Origin of the sequence: Streptomyces capitiformicae (assembly GCF_002214185.1) — a bacterium.
Classification (GTDB): Bacteria; Actinomycetota; Actinomycetes; order Streptomycetales; family Streptomycetaceae; genus Streptomyces; species Streptomyces capitiformicae.
The window spans coordinates 1,215,647-1,229,984 of record NZ_CP022161.1 but is presented as its reverse complement, the minus strand read 5'-3'; the positions used below and the strand labels follow the sequence as shown (position 1 = coordinate 1,229,984).

12 protein-coding genes are annotated in these 14,338 nt (G+C 70.3%); 4 read left to right on the top strand and 8 right to left on the bottom strand.

Going from position 1 to position 14,338, the window contains the following annotated elements; all coding sequences use genetic code 11:
- Nucleotides 1-15: 15 nt before the first annotated feature.
- A complete protein-coding gene (locus CES90_RS05570) occupies nt 16-963 on the top strand; it encodes an aminoglycoside phosphotransferase family protein (protein WP_189782622.1) in 948 nt (315 codons plus the stop codon).
- 118 nt (nt 964-1,081) lie between these two features.
- Here CES90_RS05570 and CES90_RS05565 read toward each other — a convergent pair whose 3' ends face one another.
- A complete protein-coding gene (locus CES90_RS05565) occupies nt 1,082-2,059 on the bottom strand; it encodes an FAD:protein FMN transferase (protein WP_189782621.1) in 978 nt (325 codons plus the stop codon).
- 39 nt (nt 2,060-2,098) lie between these two features.
- Between CES90_RS05565 and CES90_RS05560 the strand changes: the two genes are divergently transcribed.
- A complete protein-coding gene (locus CES90_RS05560) occupies nt 2,099-2,473 on the top strand; it encodes a hypothetical protein (RefSeq protein ID WP_229913770.1) in 375 nt (124 codons plus the stop codon).
- A 39-nt stretch (nt 2,474-2,512) separates the two neighbouring features.
- Here CES90_RS05560 and CES90_RS05555 read toward each other — a convergent pair whose 3' ends face one another.
- The 6 genes from CES90_RS05555 to dxr all read right to left on the bottom strand — a co-directional run bounded on the left by CES90_RS05555 (nt 2,513) and on the right by dxr (nt 9,991).
- Entirely contained in the window at nt 2,513-4,237 is a 1,725-nt protein-coding gene (locus tag CES90_RS05555; RefSeq protein WP_189782620.1) for a proline--tRNA ligase, read from the bottom strand.
- A 72-nt stretch (nt 4,238-4,309) separates the two neighbouring features.
- The gene (locus CES90_RS05550; RefSeq protein WP_189782619.1) at nt 4,310-4,885 is read right to left on the bottom strand and encodes a GNAT family N-acetyltransferase; all 576 of its coding nucleotides are present in this window, start codon (nt 4,883-4,885) and stop codon (nt 4,310-4,312) included.
- Nucleotides 4,886-5,056: 171 nt separating this feature from the next.
- On the bottom strand, nt 5,057-5,911 hold the full coding sequence (locus CES90_RS05545; protein ID WP_189782618.1) for a GNAT family N-acetyltransferase: 855 nt from the start codon (nt 5,909-5,911) through the stop codon (nt 5,057-5,059).
- Between the two features lie 132 nt (nt 5,912-6,043).
- Nucleotides 6,044-7,201 carry a flavodoxin-dependent (E)-4-hydroxy-3-methylbut-2-enyl-diphosphate synthase gene (gene ispG / locus CES90_RS05540; RefSeq protein WP_189782617.1) on the bottom strand — a complete coding sequence of 386 codons (1,158 nt, stop codon included), beginning with the start codon at nt 7,199-7,201 and terminating at the stop codon, nt 6,044-6,046.
- A gap of 214 nt (nt 7,202-7,415) precedes the next feature.
- Nucleotides 7,416-8,720: a M50 family metallopeptidase gene (locus CES90_RS05535; RefSeq protein WP_189782616.1), complete on the bottom strand. Its 1,305-nt coding sequence runs from the start codon at nt 8,718-8,720 to the stop codon at nt 7,416-7,418.
- The gene (gene dxr, locus CES90_RS05530; RefSeq protein WP_189782615.1) at nt 8,717-9,991 is read right to left on the bottom strand and encodes a 1-deoxy-D-xylulose-5-phosphate reductoisomerase; all 1,275 of its coding nucleotides are present in this window, start codon (nt 9,989-9,991) and stop codon (nt 8,717-8,719) included. Before dxr ends, CES90_RS05535 begins: the two co-directional genes overlap by 4 nt.
- Nucleotides 9,992-10,223: 232 nt before the next feature.
- Between dxr and CES90_RS05525 the strand changes: the two genes are divergently transcribed.
- Nucleotides 10,224-10,685 (top strand): lamin tail domain-containing protein, encoded by a 462-nt coding sequence (locus CES90_RS05525; protein WP_229913769.1) that lies wholly within the window; start codon nt 10,224-10,226, stop codon nt 10,683-10,685.
- A gap of 77 nt (nt 10,686-10,762) precedes the next feature.
- On the opposite strand, the gene CES90_RS05520 is transcribed toward CES90_RS05525, so the two are convergent.
- The gene (locus CES90_RS05520; protein WP_189782613.1) at nt 10,763-12,703 is read right to left on the bottom strand and encodes an acyl-CoA dehydrogenase family protein; all 1,941 of its coding nucleotides are present in this window, start codon (nt 12,701-12,703) and stop codon (nt 10,763-10,765) included.
- A 614-nt stretch (nt 12,704-13,317) separates the two neighbouring features.
- On the opposite strand from CES90_RS05520, the gene CES90_RS05515 reads away from it, so the two are divergent.
- Nucleotides 13,318-14,331, top strand: a complete 1,014-nt coding sequence (locus CES90_RS05515) for a LacI family DNA-binding transcriptional regulator (RefSeq protein ID WP_189782612.1) — start codon at nt 13,318-13,320, stop codon at nt 14,329-14,331.
- Nucleotides 14,332-14,338 lie beyond the last annotated feature (7 nt).

The following is a 14,338-nucleotide window of genomic DNA, read 5'->3' as shown; positions in this document are numbered from 1 at the left end:
AGGAACGACTCGCGCATGACTCGCAAGGCTTTCGAGGCGTCCGAGGCGTTCGAGTCCTTCGAACCCCCGCAGCGGCTTGTGCGCGCGCTCGCCGAGAGTCGGCTGGGTGGGGGCGGCGGGGCGGACGAGTGGCTGGAGGCGCTGCCGCATCTCGTTCAACAGGCCGTCGCTCTACGCGAGTTGACCGTGGAGCGGGTGCAGGCGCCCGGCGGGCGCAGCAGTCTGGTGCTCCTCGTACGGCAGATCGACGGCACTCCGGCCGTGCTGAAGCTGGCGCCGGAGCGGGCGCGGCCGGAGAGCGAGCGGGCGGCGCTCGCCCACTGGGACGGGCGGGGTGCGGTGCAGTTGCTGAATCCCGGTGACAGTCATGGCGTGCTGCTGTTGGAGCGACTGCATCCCGATCTGTCGGTGCGGTCGTTGCCGGAGGCGAAGGCCCTGCTGGAGGCCGCCGCGACTCTGCGGCGGCTGTGGGTCGAGCCGCCCGCGGCGCATGTGTTCGAGACCGTGGCGGAGCGGACGGGGCGGCAGGCCGAGGCGATGCGGGGCGGCTCCGCCGGGGACAGCGAGGTACGGGCCCTGGTCGACGCCGCCCTTGCCGCACGGGAGGAACTGCTTGCCGCGGCTCCCGAGGAACGGTTGCTGCACGGGACCTTCCGGCAGAGCAAGGTGCTCGCCGGGGAGCGGTTGCCCTGGTTGGCCGTGGGGCCTGATCCGGTGATCGGTGAGTGTGCGTTCGATCTGGCTCGGCTGGTTCGGGATCGGGTGGAGGATCTGATCGCTTCGCCGTCGGGGGCCGCGACCACTCGGCGGCGGGTGAGGAAGCTTGCCGAGTCGTTGGATGTGGATCAGGAGCGGTTGCGGGGGTGGACGTTGTTCCGGGCTGTGGAGTCGGGGGTGCGGGCGCGGAGGGTCGGACGGCCGCGGGATGCGGAGTTGTTGTTGGAGTTCGCGGGGTGGCTTTAGTCGGGGGTGTGAGGGGCGTTGCACCGTAGGGGGGATGGTCGTTGTGCGGCAGGGGCCGGGTAGCCGCCGATCAGGGCCGCGCTCGTGTCCTGGAGAGGGAGCAGGCGGATCTCGTAGCTCATGAGGTGAGCTCGGCGTCCGGGCTGGGAGTGGCGGACGGCCGGCCCGGGGTCGTGACGACCGTGCCGTCGTGCGTGACCAGCCTGGCCGGCAGGCCCAGCCGCGACAGCCGGCGGACCGCGTGCTCGCCCTTCACCAGGGCCGCTGTGCTCGCCGCGTTGGCGTCGGCGCAGGTGGCGGCGGCCACCGAGACGGTGCGCCAGGGAGTGGCGGCGGGGGTGCCTGTGCGGGGGTCGACCATGTGGTGGAGGTGTCGGTCGCCTCGGCGACGGCGGCGGGCGGTGGTGCCGGAGGTGGCGAGGCCGCCGCTGCGGATGCCGACCGTGGCGTACGAGCCGTGGGCCGGGAGGTCGTCCACCGGGCCCGTCTCGTCCTGGACGCGGATGCGCCAGCCGCCGGCCGGGGGTTCGCCCGCGACGGCCGTGTCGCCGCCGAGGCCGACCAGGATGCCGCAGTCGGCGGCGCGGGCCGGCATGTGTGCCGCCTTGTCGGCCGCCCAGGCCTTGGCCGTGGCGCCCAGGTCCAGGCTGACACCGGGCGGGAGGGTCACCGTGTTCGTGGCGCGGGCCGGCTCGACCAGGCTCCAGCCCGGCACAAGCTTCACCGTGAGCCGCACCGGGCGGTCGTCCTCCTGGACCAGGGTGAAGTCGCGGTCGTAGCCGAGGGCCTCCATCGCCGAGCCGACCGTGGGGTCCACGGCGCCGTCCGTCGCCCGGGCGGCGCGCAGGGCCACCGCCAGGGCCTCGGCCGGCAAGGGGCTGACCTTGACCGGTCGGCCTTCGGCGGCGTTCAGCGCCGACAGCTCCGAGTCCGCGCGGAGCCGGCTGCACGCGGCGTCGACCTCGGCCAGGTGGCGGGCGAGGAGCAGGTTGCAGGAGTCCAGCAGGGCCGGGTCGGTCGTGACCAGGCGGACCCTCGTTCCAAGGGCCCGCCAGTCCATGGCGGCCGTGGGTCGGTCGGTCGTGGACACGGTCATCACGACGCCCCCGAGGTCGAGTCCGCCGCCGAGTCGTCCGTGGCCGAGGTCATGCCGTCGGAGGAGGACTGGAGGTCCGAGGAGGAGTCGGTCGAGCTGTCCGAGGAAGAGCTCGACGAGTTCGTGCTGCTGTCCGTACCGGTGTCGCTGCTCGAACTCGACGAACTCGACGACGCGGAACCCGAGTTGCTGCCGCTCGCCGTCGTGTCCGCGTCCGCCTGCACCCTGCCGATCAGCGCGAACATCCCGGCCGCGGCCGGGAGCGTCACCGCCGCGGCCGCGGCCGCCGTACGCCGAGCCCCTCCGCGGATGCCCGCGACGGCACCTCGTTCTCTGGTCGCCATGACCGTTCCCCTCCGTAGTGACGTTCTGTCACGCCCTACGGTCGGGGAACGGTCTGAGAGAAGCCTGTGAGGTACCTATAGGCCTCGGGAGAAGATTCTGAGGGTTTCCTCAGGACGCGGTGGACGCGGTGGACGCGGTCAGGCGGGCGATCGCCTCGTCGACCGTCAGCTCCTCGCGCTCGCCGGTGCGGCGGTCCTTCAGTTCCAGGACGCCCTCGGCTGAGCGGCGGCCCGCGACCAGGATCTTCGGTACGCCGATGAGCTCGGAGTCGGTGAACTTCACGCCCGGGGAGACACCGGCGCGGTCGTCGACCAGGACACGCAGGCCGGCCGTGCGCAGCTTCTCGGAGACGTCGAGGGCCAGTTCGGTCTGGAGGGCCTTGCCGGCGGCGACGACGTGCACGTCGGCCGGGGCGACCTCCTCGGGCCAGCACAGGCCCTTGTCGTCGGCGGTCTGCTCGGCGAGGGCGGCGACCGCGCGGGAGACGCCGATGCCGTACGAGCCCATGGTGACGCGGACGGGCTTGCCGTTCTGGCCGAGGACGTCGAGCTTGAGGGCGTCGGCGTACTTGCGGCCGAGCTGGAAGATGTGGCCGATCTCGATGGCGCGGTCGAGCTTGAGGCCGGTGCCGCAGTTCGGGCAGGGGTCGCCCTCCTGGACGACCACGACGTCGACGTACTCGCCGACCTCGAAGTCACGGCCGGCGACAACGTTCTTCGCGTGCGTGGCGTCCTTGTTGGCGCCGGTGATCCAGGAGGTGCCGGGGGCCACGCGCGGGTCGGCGATGTACGTGACCTTCTCGCCCAGGCCCTGCGGGCCGACGTAGCCGCGGACCAGGTCGGGGCGGCCCGCGAAGTCCGCCTCGGTGACCATTTCGACGACCGCCGGGGCGAAGTGCGCCTCGACCTTGCCCATGTCGACCTCGCGGTCGCCGGGGACGCCGACCGCGACGATCTCGCCGTCGACCTTGACGAGGAGGTTCTTCAGGGTGGCGGAGGCCGGGACGCCGAGGTGGGCGGCGAGGGTCTCGATGGTCGGGGTGTCCGGGGTCGGGATCTCCTCGGCGGCGGGCACCGCGGAACCGTCCACCGGCTTCAACTCGTACGTGATCGCCTCGGTGTTGGCCGCGAAGTCGCAGGCGGGGCAGTCCGCGAAGGTGTCCTCGCCGGCGCCGGCCGGGGCCAGGAACTCCTCCGACTTCGAGCCGCCCATCGCTCCGGCCGTCGCGGCGCAGATGCGGTAGTCGAGGCCGAGGCGCTCGAACACCTTCTGGTAGGCCTGGCGGTGCAGGGCGTACGACTGGGCGAGGCCCTCGTCCTCGGTGTCGAAGGAGTACGAGTCCTTCATCAGGAACTCACGGCCGCGCAGGATGCCGGCGCGGGGGCGGGCCTCGTCACGGAACTTGGTCTGGATCTGGTAGAGGATCACCGGCAGGTCCTTGTAGGAGGACGCCTGGTCCTTCACGATCAGCGTGAAGATCTCCTCGTGGGTGGGGCCGAGGAGGTAGTCGCCGCCCTTGCGGTCCTTCAGGCGGAACAGCTCCGGGCCGTACTCGTCCCAGCGGCCGGTCGCCTCGTACGGCTCCTTCGGCAGCAGTGCGGGGAGCAGGACCTCCTGGGCGCCGATCGCGTCCATCTCCTCACGGACGATGCGCTCGACGTTGGCGAGGACCTTCTTGCCGAGCGGCAGCCACGTCCAGACGCCGGCCGCCGTGCGGCGCACGTAACCGGCGCGGACGAGCAGCTTGTGACTGAGGACCTCGGCGTCGGCCGGGTCGTCGCGCAGCGTCTTCGCCATCAACTGGGACATGCGCTGGACCGGTGGGTTCGCCATGATTCTCGTACTCCTGCTGCCGTTGACTGATGGCAGGAGGTTAGCCGGGTGGTGCGGGACCGTGGAAATCGGTCAGCGGCGGCGCAGCGGGAGGGGGGCTCCCATCACGGCGTACGGCCTGGGGGCGCTGGGGAAGACGACCTGGCGGGCCAGGTCCTCGTAGCCAAGGGAGCGGTACAGGCCGCGGGCCGGGCTGTCGACGTCGATCGCGGAGAGGATCGAGCGGGGCTGCGTCGCGGTGTCGGTGATGGCGGTGATCAGGGCGCGGCCGATGCCCTTGTTCTGGTAGGCCGGGTGGACGTGCAGTTCGGTGATCACGAAGGAGTCGTCCAGCCAGGCCTCGTGGCCGAGGGCGCGCAGGTAGGGCTCCACGACGGTGGACCACCAGTGTGTGCGGTCGTTGGGCATGCCGTAGACGAAGCCGATGAGTCTGCCTGCGGCCGTTGTTGCTCCGAGGGCCCTTGCGCCGAGGTAAGTCATGTGGCGGAGGACGATCTGGCGGCGTACGGCTACCTCGTCGGGGCCGAGGCCGAAGGCGAGGGCTTGGACGGCGAGGGCCTCGTCCACGTGGGTGGAGAGGTCCAGGGGGCCGATCACGATGTCGTCGGGGCGGGGGCGATGGCCGTGTCCGTGACCGGGTAGACGCATGGGGGGAGATTACAGGGGACCGTGGGGAGTTGATCGGCTGCGGGTCGTGGGACTGGTCGCTCCCTCACTCACGGCTTCTCCCCCACTCTCGACTTCGCTCGAGCGGGAGGGACCCCCATGAGCGGGGGGACCCCCATCGCGGCGGAGCCGCGTATCGGTACAGCCCCGCGCTCAGAACAGGACGCTCATGAACGCGCCCACTTCCTGGAAGCCCACCCGTCGGTACGTGCGCCTCGCCGCCGTGTTGAAGTCGTTCACGTACAGGCTCGCCACCGGGGCCACGTCGGCCAGCGCGTAGCGCAGTACCGCTGCCATGCCGGGGGCCGCCAGGCCCCGGCCTCGGTGCTCGGGGGCGACCCATACGCCCTGGATCTGGCAGGCGTGGGGGGTGGCCGCGCCGATCTCGGCCTTGAAGAGGACTCGGCCGTCGGCGTCGAGGCGGGCGAAGGAGCGGCCGGAGCCGACCAGTTCGGCCACTCGGGCCTGGTAGAGGAGGCCACCGTCGCCGGCCAGGGGGGATACGCCGACCTCCTCGGTGAACATGGCCACGCACGCCGGCATGATCGTCTCCATCTCGTCCTTGCGGATGCGACGGACGTAGGGGTCCGGGGTGACGTCGGCGGGGTCGGGGAGCCGGTCGGTGACCATCAGCGGCTGGTGGGTACGGACCTCGCGGGCCGGGCCCCAGCTGGGTTCGAGCAACCGCCAGAGCTGGGCCGTGGATTCGGCGGGGCCGACGATGGAGGAGCAGCGGCGGCCTGCCCGGCGGGCGCGGTCGGCAAAGGCGCGGACGGCGCGGGGGTTGGCGCAGATGGGGACGAGGTTGGCGCCGGCGTAGCAGAGGGAGGTGAGGGCGCCGTGCTCGTACCAGCCCCACATTTCGCCGCCGAGCCGCCAGGGGTCCAGGCCGGCGACCTGGACGCGGGACGTCACGAAGGCGTTCGCGACCGGCTCGCGGTCGAGGACGGCGAGCGCGGCGTCCAGGTCACTCGGTTCGAGGACCCTGGTGGTCGTCTGGGTCAACACGTGCGGGGGCCTCACCCTGGGGGTATGCGCTGATTCCCGCACGATACCCCGCGGGGCTGTGGCCGGTCGCCTTGTAGCTCGGGAGGAACTGTGCTTGGGCGGCTGCGGGTTCGTTGTGGCTGGTCGCTCCCCTCAGCCTGCCACCGCCACCGTCGGTTCGCCCGACTCGATACCCTCGGCCTCCATCTGTTCGGCGATCTTCATCGCCTCCTCGATCAAGGTCTCGACGATCTTGGACTCGGGGACCGTCTTGATGACCTCGCCCTTGACGAAGATCTGTCCCTTGCCGTTGCCGGAGGCCACGCCGAGGTCGGCTTCGCGGGCCTCGCCGGGGCCGTTGACGACGCAGCCCATGACGGCTACGCGGAGGGGGACCTCCATGCCGGTGAGGCCGGCGGTGACTTCCTCGGCGAGCTTGTAGACGTCGACCTGGGCGCGGCCGCAGGAGGGGCAGGAGACGATTTCGAGGCCGCGCTGGCGGAGGTTGAGGGATTCGAGGATCTGGGTGCCGACCTTGATCTCCTCCACCGGCGGCGCGGAGAGGGAGACGCGGATCGTGTCGCCGATGCCCTCGGAGAGGAGGGCGCCGAAGGCCACGGCCGACTTGATGGTGCCCTGGAACGCCGGGCCCGCCTCGGTGACGCCGAGGTGGAGGGGGTAGTCGCACTGGGCGGCGAGCTGGCGGTAGGCGTTGACCATGACGACCGGGTCGTTGTGCTTGACCGAGATCTTGATGTCCCGGAAGCCGTGCTCCTCGAAGAGGGACGCCTCCCACAGGGCCGACTCGACCAGGGCCTCGGGGGTGGCCTTGCCGTACTTCTGGAGGAGGCGGCGGTCGAGGGAGCCGGCGTTGACGCCGATGCGGATCGGGGTGCCGTGGTCGCTCGCCGCCTTGGCGATCTCCTTGACCTTGTCGTCGAACTGCTTGATGTTGCCGGGGTTGACGCGGACGGCCGCGCAGCCCGCCTCGATGGCGGCGAAGACGTACTTCGGCTGGAAGTGGATGTCGGCGATGACGGGGATCTGCGACTTGCGGGCGATCACCGGGAGCGCGTCGGCGTCGTCCTGCGTGGGGCAGGCGACGCGGACGATCTGGCAGCCGGAGGCCGTCAGTTCGGCGATCTGCTGGAGCGTGGCGCCGATGTCCGACGTACGCGTGGTCGTCATGGACTGGACCGACACCGGGGCGTCTCCGCCGACCGCCACGGACCCGACCTGGATCTGCCGGCTCTTCCGGCGCTCGGCGAGCTTGGTCGGAACGGACGGCATGCCGAGAGAAATCGCAGTCATCTGCTGTGCAACCCCAAGTTGTGGATCAGGATCGATCGGGTCCCGGTACGGGCGGGCTCCAGGCTTCGAGATTACGGCACCGGCTTGGCCCCGAGCACATCGCGGGCCATGCACCCCAGCCGCCCCAGCCGCCCCACCCGTGCGGAAGGCGGTCCGCCGGAACGGGAAAGCGGCCGGGCACCCAGGGTGCCCGGCCGCCGTGAACGCCGTGTGACTAGGAGATGCGCACCGGGTTCACCACGTCCGCGATCAGTACCAGGAGCGTGAAGCAGATGAAGATTCCGGCCACCACGTACGCGACCGGCATCAGCTTCGCCACGTCGAACGGGCCGGGGTCCGGGCGGCGCAGCACCTTGGCCGTGTTTCGGCGGACCGACTCCCACAGGGCGCCCGCGATGTGCCCGCCGTCGAGGGGGAGGAGCGGGAGCATGTTGAACAGGAAGAGGGAGAGGTTGAAGCCGGCGAGCAGGATGAGGAAGCTCGCGAGCTGCTGGGTGGCGGGGATGTCCAGGGTGAAGATCTCGCCGCCGACGCGGGCCGCGCCGACCACGCCCATCGGCGAGTCGGCCTCGCGCTCGCCATCGCCGAAGGTGGCGTCCCACAGGGCGGGGATCTTGGCGGGCAGGGAGATCAGGGACTCGACGCCGTTCTCCATCATGTCGCCCATGCGGTTCACGGACTCGCCGAAGGAGAGCGGGAGGACGTCGGTGGCGGGGGTGAAGCCGAACCAGCCGGCGTAGTCGTACTTGCCCTCGACGTAGCCGCCCTCGCCGTCGGTCCTGCTGACCAGGTTCTTGACGAGGGTGGCGGTGAGGTCGAGCTTCTCGCCCTCGCGCTCGACCGTGACGGTGACTTCCTTGCCGGGGTTGGCGCGGATGTCGGTCTGGAGCGCGGACCAGTCCTCGACGGGGGTGCCGTTGAACGCGACGATCTTGTCGCCGGGCTTGAGGCCCGCGGCCTTGGCGGGGGCCGTCTCGTCGCCCTTCTCGCACTTGGAGCGGTTCTCGCTGGCCTCGATCACGCAGTCCGAGACCTTGCCGACCGTGGTCGTCGTGGTCTGGGCGCCGAAGGTCATCATTACGCCGAGGAAGATCACGACGGCGAGGACCAGGTTCATGAACGGGCCCGCGAACATCACGATGACGCGCTTCCACGGCTTGCGCGTGTAGAACAGGCGGCTCTCGTCGCCGGGCTGGAGCTCCTCGAACGAGGCCGCGCGGGCGTCCTCGATCATGCCGCGGAACGGGGACGTCGAGCGGGCCTCGATCCGGCCGTCGGGGCCGGGCGGGATCATGCCGATCATGCGGATGAAGCCGCCGAGCGGGATCGCCTTGATGCCGTACTCGGTCTCGCCCTTCTTGCGCGACCAGATCGTCGGGCCGAAGCCCACCATGTACTGGGGTACGCGGATGCCGAACATCTTGGCCGTCGACAGGTGGCCCAGCTCGTGCCAGGCGATCGAGAACCCCAGGCCGATCACGAAGACGACTATGCCGAGGATGAACATCAGGGTCGTCATGCACGGGCCTCCGCGGTCGTCCGCTCGGTGGGTTTGTCGGTCGGGGTGGTCAGTTCCCGGGCCCGGGCGCGGGCCCACGTCTCCGCTTCGAGGACGTCCGCCACGGTGAGGGAAGTTCCCGTTCCGGGGGTGCCGTGCTCCTCGACCACGCGGGTCACGGTCTCCATGATCGAGTTGAAGGGCAGGGCGCCCTTCAGGAAGGCGTCCACGCATTCCTCGTTGGCCGCGTTGAACACCGCCGGGGCGGTGCCCGCGAGCTCTCCCACGTGCCGGGCGAGAGCGACCGACGGGAACGCTTCGTTGTCGAGCGGGAAGAACTCCCAGCTGGAGGCCTTGGTCCAGTCGAAGGCGGGCGCGGCGTCGGGGACGCGCTGCGGCCAGCCGAGGCCGATGGCGATGGGCCCGCGCATGTCGGGGGGCGTCGCCTGCGCCAGCGTCGATCCGTCCGTGAACTCAACCATCGAGTGGACATACGACTGCGGGTGCACGACGACCTCAATGCGATCGAAGGGAATGTCGTAGAGCAGGTGTGCCTCGATGACTTCCAGGCCCTTGTTGACGAGGGTCGCGGAGTTGACCGTGATGACCGGGCCCATGGCCCAGGTGGGGTGCGCGAGCGCGTCGGCGGGCGTCACATCCGCCAGCTCCGCCTTCGTACGGCCGCGGAACGGGCCCCCGGAGGCGGTCACGACGAGCTTGCGCACGTCGGCCCGTGTGCCCGAGGCGAGGGCCTGGAAGAGGGCCGCGTGCTCGGAGTCGACGGGGATGATCTGGCCCGGCTTCGCCACGGCCTTGACCAGCGGGCCGCCGACGATGAGCGACTCCTTGTTGGCGAGCGCGAGGGTGCGGCCCGCCTCCAGGGCGGCGAGGGTGGGGGCGAGGCCGATGGAGCCGGTGATGCCGTTGAGGACGGTGTGGCAGTCGGAGGCGGCGAGTTGGGTGGCCGCGTCCGGGCCGGCCAGGATCTCGGGAAGAGCCTCCCCCGCCCCGTAGACGGTGGCCAGGGCCTCCTTCAGCGCCGGTACGACGTCCTCCCGGGCCACGGCGACGGTCCGTACCCGCAGACGGTGAGCCTGCTCGGCCAGCAGCTCCACCCTCCCTCCGGCGGCGGAGAGCCCGGTGACGCGGAAGCGGTCCGGGTTGCGCAGGACGAGGTCGATGGCCTGGGTGCCGATCGAGCCGGTCGATCCGAGGATCACTGCATCCCGTACGCCGTCGACCGGGTCGAAGACGAGATGCGGATCGGCGAGAGGGGCTGGACTGTCACTCATCCCCCCATTGTGGCCGCATCCGGTGTCCGGCAGGACCGCGCGTCCCCCTGTTGACCCACTTCGTGCCGTGTGTGGCCAAGCGTGGTTGACGAGTGGATTTCTCCGTTTGTGAAGCACAAGTGAAGGCGGAGGTGGTATGACTTCTCCCCTGAACTGATCCGATAGTCGGATCAACCGATCGCCGGGCCGGTGGTTGATGGCGATCGTGAACGAGGATCCTGGGGGGATCTCCATGTCTGTGCGCATACGCGCCCGCGCCGCCCTGCCCGCGCTCGCCGGAGCGGTCGCCCTGACCGGCACGCTGCTCAGCTCTCCTGCAGAGGCCGCCGGGCGCGTCTACATCTACGAGGTGTACTACGACAGCCCCGGGTCGGACCGCGGCTCCAACGCGAGCCTGAACGCCGAGTGGGTCATCATCAAGAACACCAAGTCCACGACGGTGTCGTTGAAGGGCTGGAAGCTCAAGGACAAGACCGGCTACACGTACACCTTCGGCGATGTGAAGGTCAGCGCGGGCAAGTCCAAGAAGGTGCACACCGGCAAGGGGACCAACACCGCGTACGACAAGTACTGGGGTCGCTCCTGGTACGTGTGGAACAACACCGGCGACACGGCGACGCTGTACAACTCCGCGGGGGCCAAGGCCCACACCTGTTCGTGGTCCTCGATCGGCAGGGGCTACAAGTACTGCTGATCCGCGGCCACGCGGCGGAGCCGCACCTCGATACAGCCCCGCGCCCCTGAAGAACGGGGGCGCGGGGAGTCGGGAAGTCAGCGGACGGGGCGGTGGACGTTCTCCTTTTCGCTTGGGCCCGGGGTCGCGTCCGCGATCCAGGGGCCTTCGCCGGACGGGTCGATCACTCCCCGTTCCAGCCACTCGTACGCACCGGCCAGTACGCCCTTCACCACCTTGCGGTCCACGGTGTCGGTGTTGGTCCACAGGCGGGCGAAGAGTTCCTCCACCCGGATGCGGGACTGGCGGCAGAAGGTGTCGGCCAGTTGGTAGGCCTCGCGGCCGTGGGCCTCAGTGGTGCGGAGGAGTTCGGCGCGTACGACGGCCGCGCTCATCGCGAAGAGTTCGGCGCCGATGTCGACGATGCGGCCGAGGAAGCCCTGCTTGGTCTCCATACGGCCCTGCCAGCGGGACATGGCGTAGAACGTGGAGCGGGCGAGCTTGCGGGCGTTGCGTTCGACGTAGCGCAGATGGGTGGAGAGGTCGGGGTGTCCCGGCGGGTGGAAGTCGCCGTAGGCGCGCGGGAGTTGGCCGGTGCCCGTGACCAGCTTCGGCAGCCACTTGGCGTAGAAGACGCCCGCGCCCGCCCCCGCCTTCGCCTTTTCGGAGAGGGATTTCTCCGGGTCGATGAGGTCACCGGCCACGGAGAGGTGGGCGTCGACGGCCTCGCGGGCGATCAGCAGGTGCATGATCTCCGTGGAGCCCTCGAAGATCCGGTTGATGCGCAGGTCGCGCAGGACCTGCTCGGCGGGGACGGCCCGTTCGCCGCGTGCCCGCAGGGAGTCGGCGGTCTCGAAGCCCCGGCCGCCGCGGATCTGGACCAGTTCGTCGGCGATGCGCCAGCCCATCTCCGAGGCGAAGAGCTTGGCGAGGGCGCCCTCGATGCGGATGTCGTTGCGGTCCTCGTCGGCCATCTGGGACGAGAGGTCCAGGACCGCCTCCAGGGCGAAGGTCGTCGCCGCGATGAAGGAGATCTTCTGCCCGACCGCCTCGTGGTGGGCGACCGGCTTGCCCCACTGTTCACGGGCGGCCGACCACTCGCGGGCGATCTTGAGGCACCACTTGCCGGCGGCCACGCAGGAGGCGGGCAGGGAGAGGCGGCCGGTGTTGAGGGTGGTGAGGGCGATCTTCAGGCCGGCGCCCTCGGGGCCGATGCGGTTGGCTGCGGGGACCCGGACCTGGTGGAAGCGGGTGACGCCGTTCTCGATGCCGCGCAGGCCCATGAAGGCGTTGCGGTTCTCGACGGTGATACCGGGCGAGTCCGTCTCCACGACGAAGGCGGTGATGCCGCCCCTGTGACCCTCGCTCTTCGGGACGCGGGCCATGACGACCAGGAGGTCGGCGACCACGCCGTTGGTCGTCCAGAGCTTCACGCCGTCGAGGACGTAGTCGTCGCCGTCGGGTACCGCCGAAGTGGCCAGCCGGGCCGGGTCGGACCCCACGTCGGGCTCGGTGAGGAGGAAGGCGCTGATGTCGGTGCGGGCGCAGCGCGGCAGGAACTTCTGCTTCTGTTCGGGGGTGCCGAACAGTTTCAGCGGCTGCGGTACGCCGATCGACTGGTGGGCCGACAGCAGCACGCCGATCGCCGGGCTGGCCGAGCCCGCCAGGGCCAGGGCCTTGTTGTAGTACACCTGGGTGAGGCCGAGGCCGCCGTACTTGGGGTCGATCTTCATGCCGAAGGCGCCGAGCTCCTTGAGGCCGTTGATCACCCCGTCGGGGATACGGGCCTCGCGCTCGATCAGGGCACCGTCGACCTTGGTCTCGCAGAAGTCACGGAGCTTGGTCAGGAACTGCTCACCGCGCCGGACGGCCTCGTCGGTGGGGAGCGGGTGGGGGTGGATGAGGTCGAGGCGGAACCGGCCCAGGAACAGTTCCTTGGCGAAGCTGGGCTTGCGCCATTCCTGCTCCCGGGCGGCCTCCGCCACCTGGCGGGCCTCACGCTCGGTGACAGTGGGCTTCTTGAGGGGTGGTGCGGACATGAGGCTCACCTCGCCGCGAATCGGGATCATGGACCACATCGGTTACTGATGGGTGCTACTCGATCGTTGGTACCCGATACGGGGTGAGCCCGCCACCCCTCGCGCCATTCGGCCGAAGCCTCGGCCTCTTGAACCGCCGACCGAGAATTACCACCTGGTTCACCGGCTTGCGGTCGCCCACCCGGATGGGAAGCTGGGTGGACGCCGCATCGACCTTCCAGCCCCGGTGTCGGCCGAGGACGGTGGAGGCGTACGACTTCACGTCGCGGAAAAATTGCCGTCGGTTCTAAGCTGGGATTCGCGGCGCCCGCGCAACGAAGGGGCGAGCAAGGAAGGGGCGCGGGGCTGCGTCGATATGCGGCTCCGCCACGATGGGGGTCCCTCCCGCTCGAGCGAAGCCGAGAGTGGGGGAGCGACAAGCCACCACACACCCGCACCCGCCGAACAAATCCAACCCCACCCCATGAGGCGCCCCGGCTCACACCAACCGGAGTCGAAGCGCTTCGACAACCTATGGACACCCACCCACCGTCAGGCTACTGTCGAGTCACCCTCACTCACCCTGGTTCAGAGAAAACGCGCTGTCGAAGCGCTTCACACGCTTGGAGAGCTGGATGGTCACCCTCGCCGAGGTCGCCCAGCACGCCGGAGTCTCGGCGAGCACGGTGAGCTATGTCCTCAGCGGCAAGCGGTCCATCTCCGCGGGCACCCGGCAGCGGGTCGAGCGGAGCATCCAGGAGCTCGGCTACCACCCGAACGCGGGGGCCCGAGCCCTGGCGAGCAGCAGGTCGAACATCATCGCGCTGATGGTCCCCCTGCGGACCGACATGTACGTCCCCGTGATGATGGAGATCGCCATAGCCGTGGCGACGACGGCCCGCACGCACGGCTACGACGTGCTGCTGCTCACCGGCGAGGAGGGCCCCGACGCGGTGCGCCGCGTCACCGGCAGCGGGCTCGCCGACGCGATGATCCTGATGGACGTCGAGCTCGCTGACGAGCGGCTGCCGTTGCTGCGCGATACCGACCAGCCGTCGGTGCTCATCGGTCTGCCGGCCGACACCAGCGGCCTGACCTGCGTCGACCTCGACTTCGGGGCGACGGGCGCGCTCTGTGTGGAGCACCTGGCGATGCTCGGTCACCGCGACATCGCCGTCATCGGCGAGGCGCCCGCGGTCTACGAACGGCACACCGGTTTCGCCGAGCGCACCCTCGACGGACTCAGGTCCCGGGCACGGGAGCTGGGCCTGCGCGTACTGCACCGCCCCTGTGAGGGCGGCTACGACGCGATGGCCGCGACGCTGGCCCGGGTCTTCGACGAGCGGCCGGGCACCACGGGGTTCGTCGTGCAGAACGAGTCCGCGGTCGAGCCGCTGCTCTCGCTGCTGCGCCAGCAGGGCCGGGCGGTGCCCGAGGACATCTCGGTGATCGCCATCTGCCCCGAGCAGGTCGCCGTGCAGGCCTCGGTACGGCTGACCTCCGTCGCCATCCCGGCCCAGGAGATGGGGCGGCGGGCCGTGGAGCAGCTGGTCGCGAAGCTGGAGGGGCGGGACACCGAGGAAGTGGTGCTGCTCGCCCCCGAGTTGACGGTCCGCGCGAGCACGGGGCCGCAGTCCACGGCCGACTGAGCCCGTC

What these genes read in the sequence shown, in the direction of transcription:
- CES90_RS05525 (WP_229913769.1), top strand. Translation starts at nt 10,224, where the DNA reads ATGTCTGTGCGCATACGCGCCCGCGCCGCCCTGCCCGCGCTCGCCGGA.
- CES90_RS05515 (WP_189782612.1), top strand. Translation starts at nt 13,318, where the DNA reads ATGGTCACCCTCGCCGAGGTCGCCCAGCACGCCGGAGTCTCGGCGAGC.
- CES90_RS05570 (WP_189782622.1), top strand. Translation starts at nt 16, where the DNA reads ATGACTCGCAAGGCTTTCGAGGCGTCCGAGGCGTTCGAGTCCTTCGAA.
- CES90_RS05555 (WP_189782620.1), bottom strand. Translation starts at nt 4,237, where the DNA reads ATGGCGAACCCACCGGTCCAGCGCATGTCCCAGTTGATGGCGAAGACG.
- CES90_RS05520 (WP_189782613.1), bottom strand. Translation starts at nt 12,703, where the DNA reads ATGTCCGCACCACCCCTCAAGAAGCCCACTGTCACCGAGCGTGAGGCC.
- CES90_RS05535 (WP_189782616.1), bottom strand. Translation starts at nt 8,720, where the DNA reads ATGACGACCCTGATGTTCATCCTCGGCATAGTCGTCTTCGTGATCGGC.
- ispG (WP_189782617.1), bottom strand. Translation starts at nt 7,201, where the DNA reads ATGACTGCGATTTCTCTCGGCATGCCGTCCGTTCCGACCAAGCTCGCC.
- dxr (WP_189782615.1), bottom strand. Translation starts at nt 9,991, where the DNA reads ATGAGTGACAGTCCAGCCCCTCTCGCCGATCCGCATCTCGTCTTCGAC.
- CES90_RS05550 (WP_189782619.1), bottom strand. Translation starts at nt 4,885, where the DNA reads ATGCGTCTACCCGGTCACGGACACGGCCATCGCCCCCGCCCCGACGAC.
- CES90_RS05565 (WP_189782621.1), bottom strand. Translation starts at nt 2,059, where the DNA reads ATGACCGTGTCCACGACCGACCGACCCACGGCCGCCATGGACTGGCGG.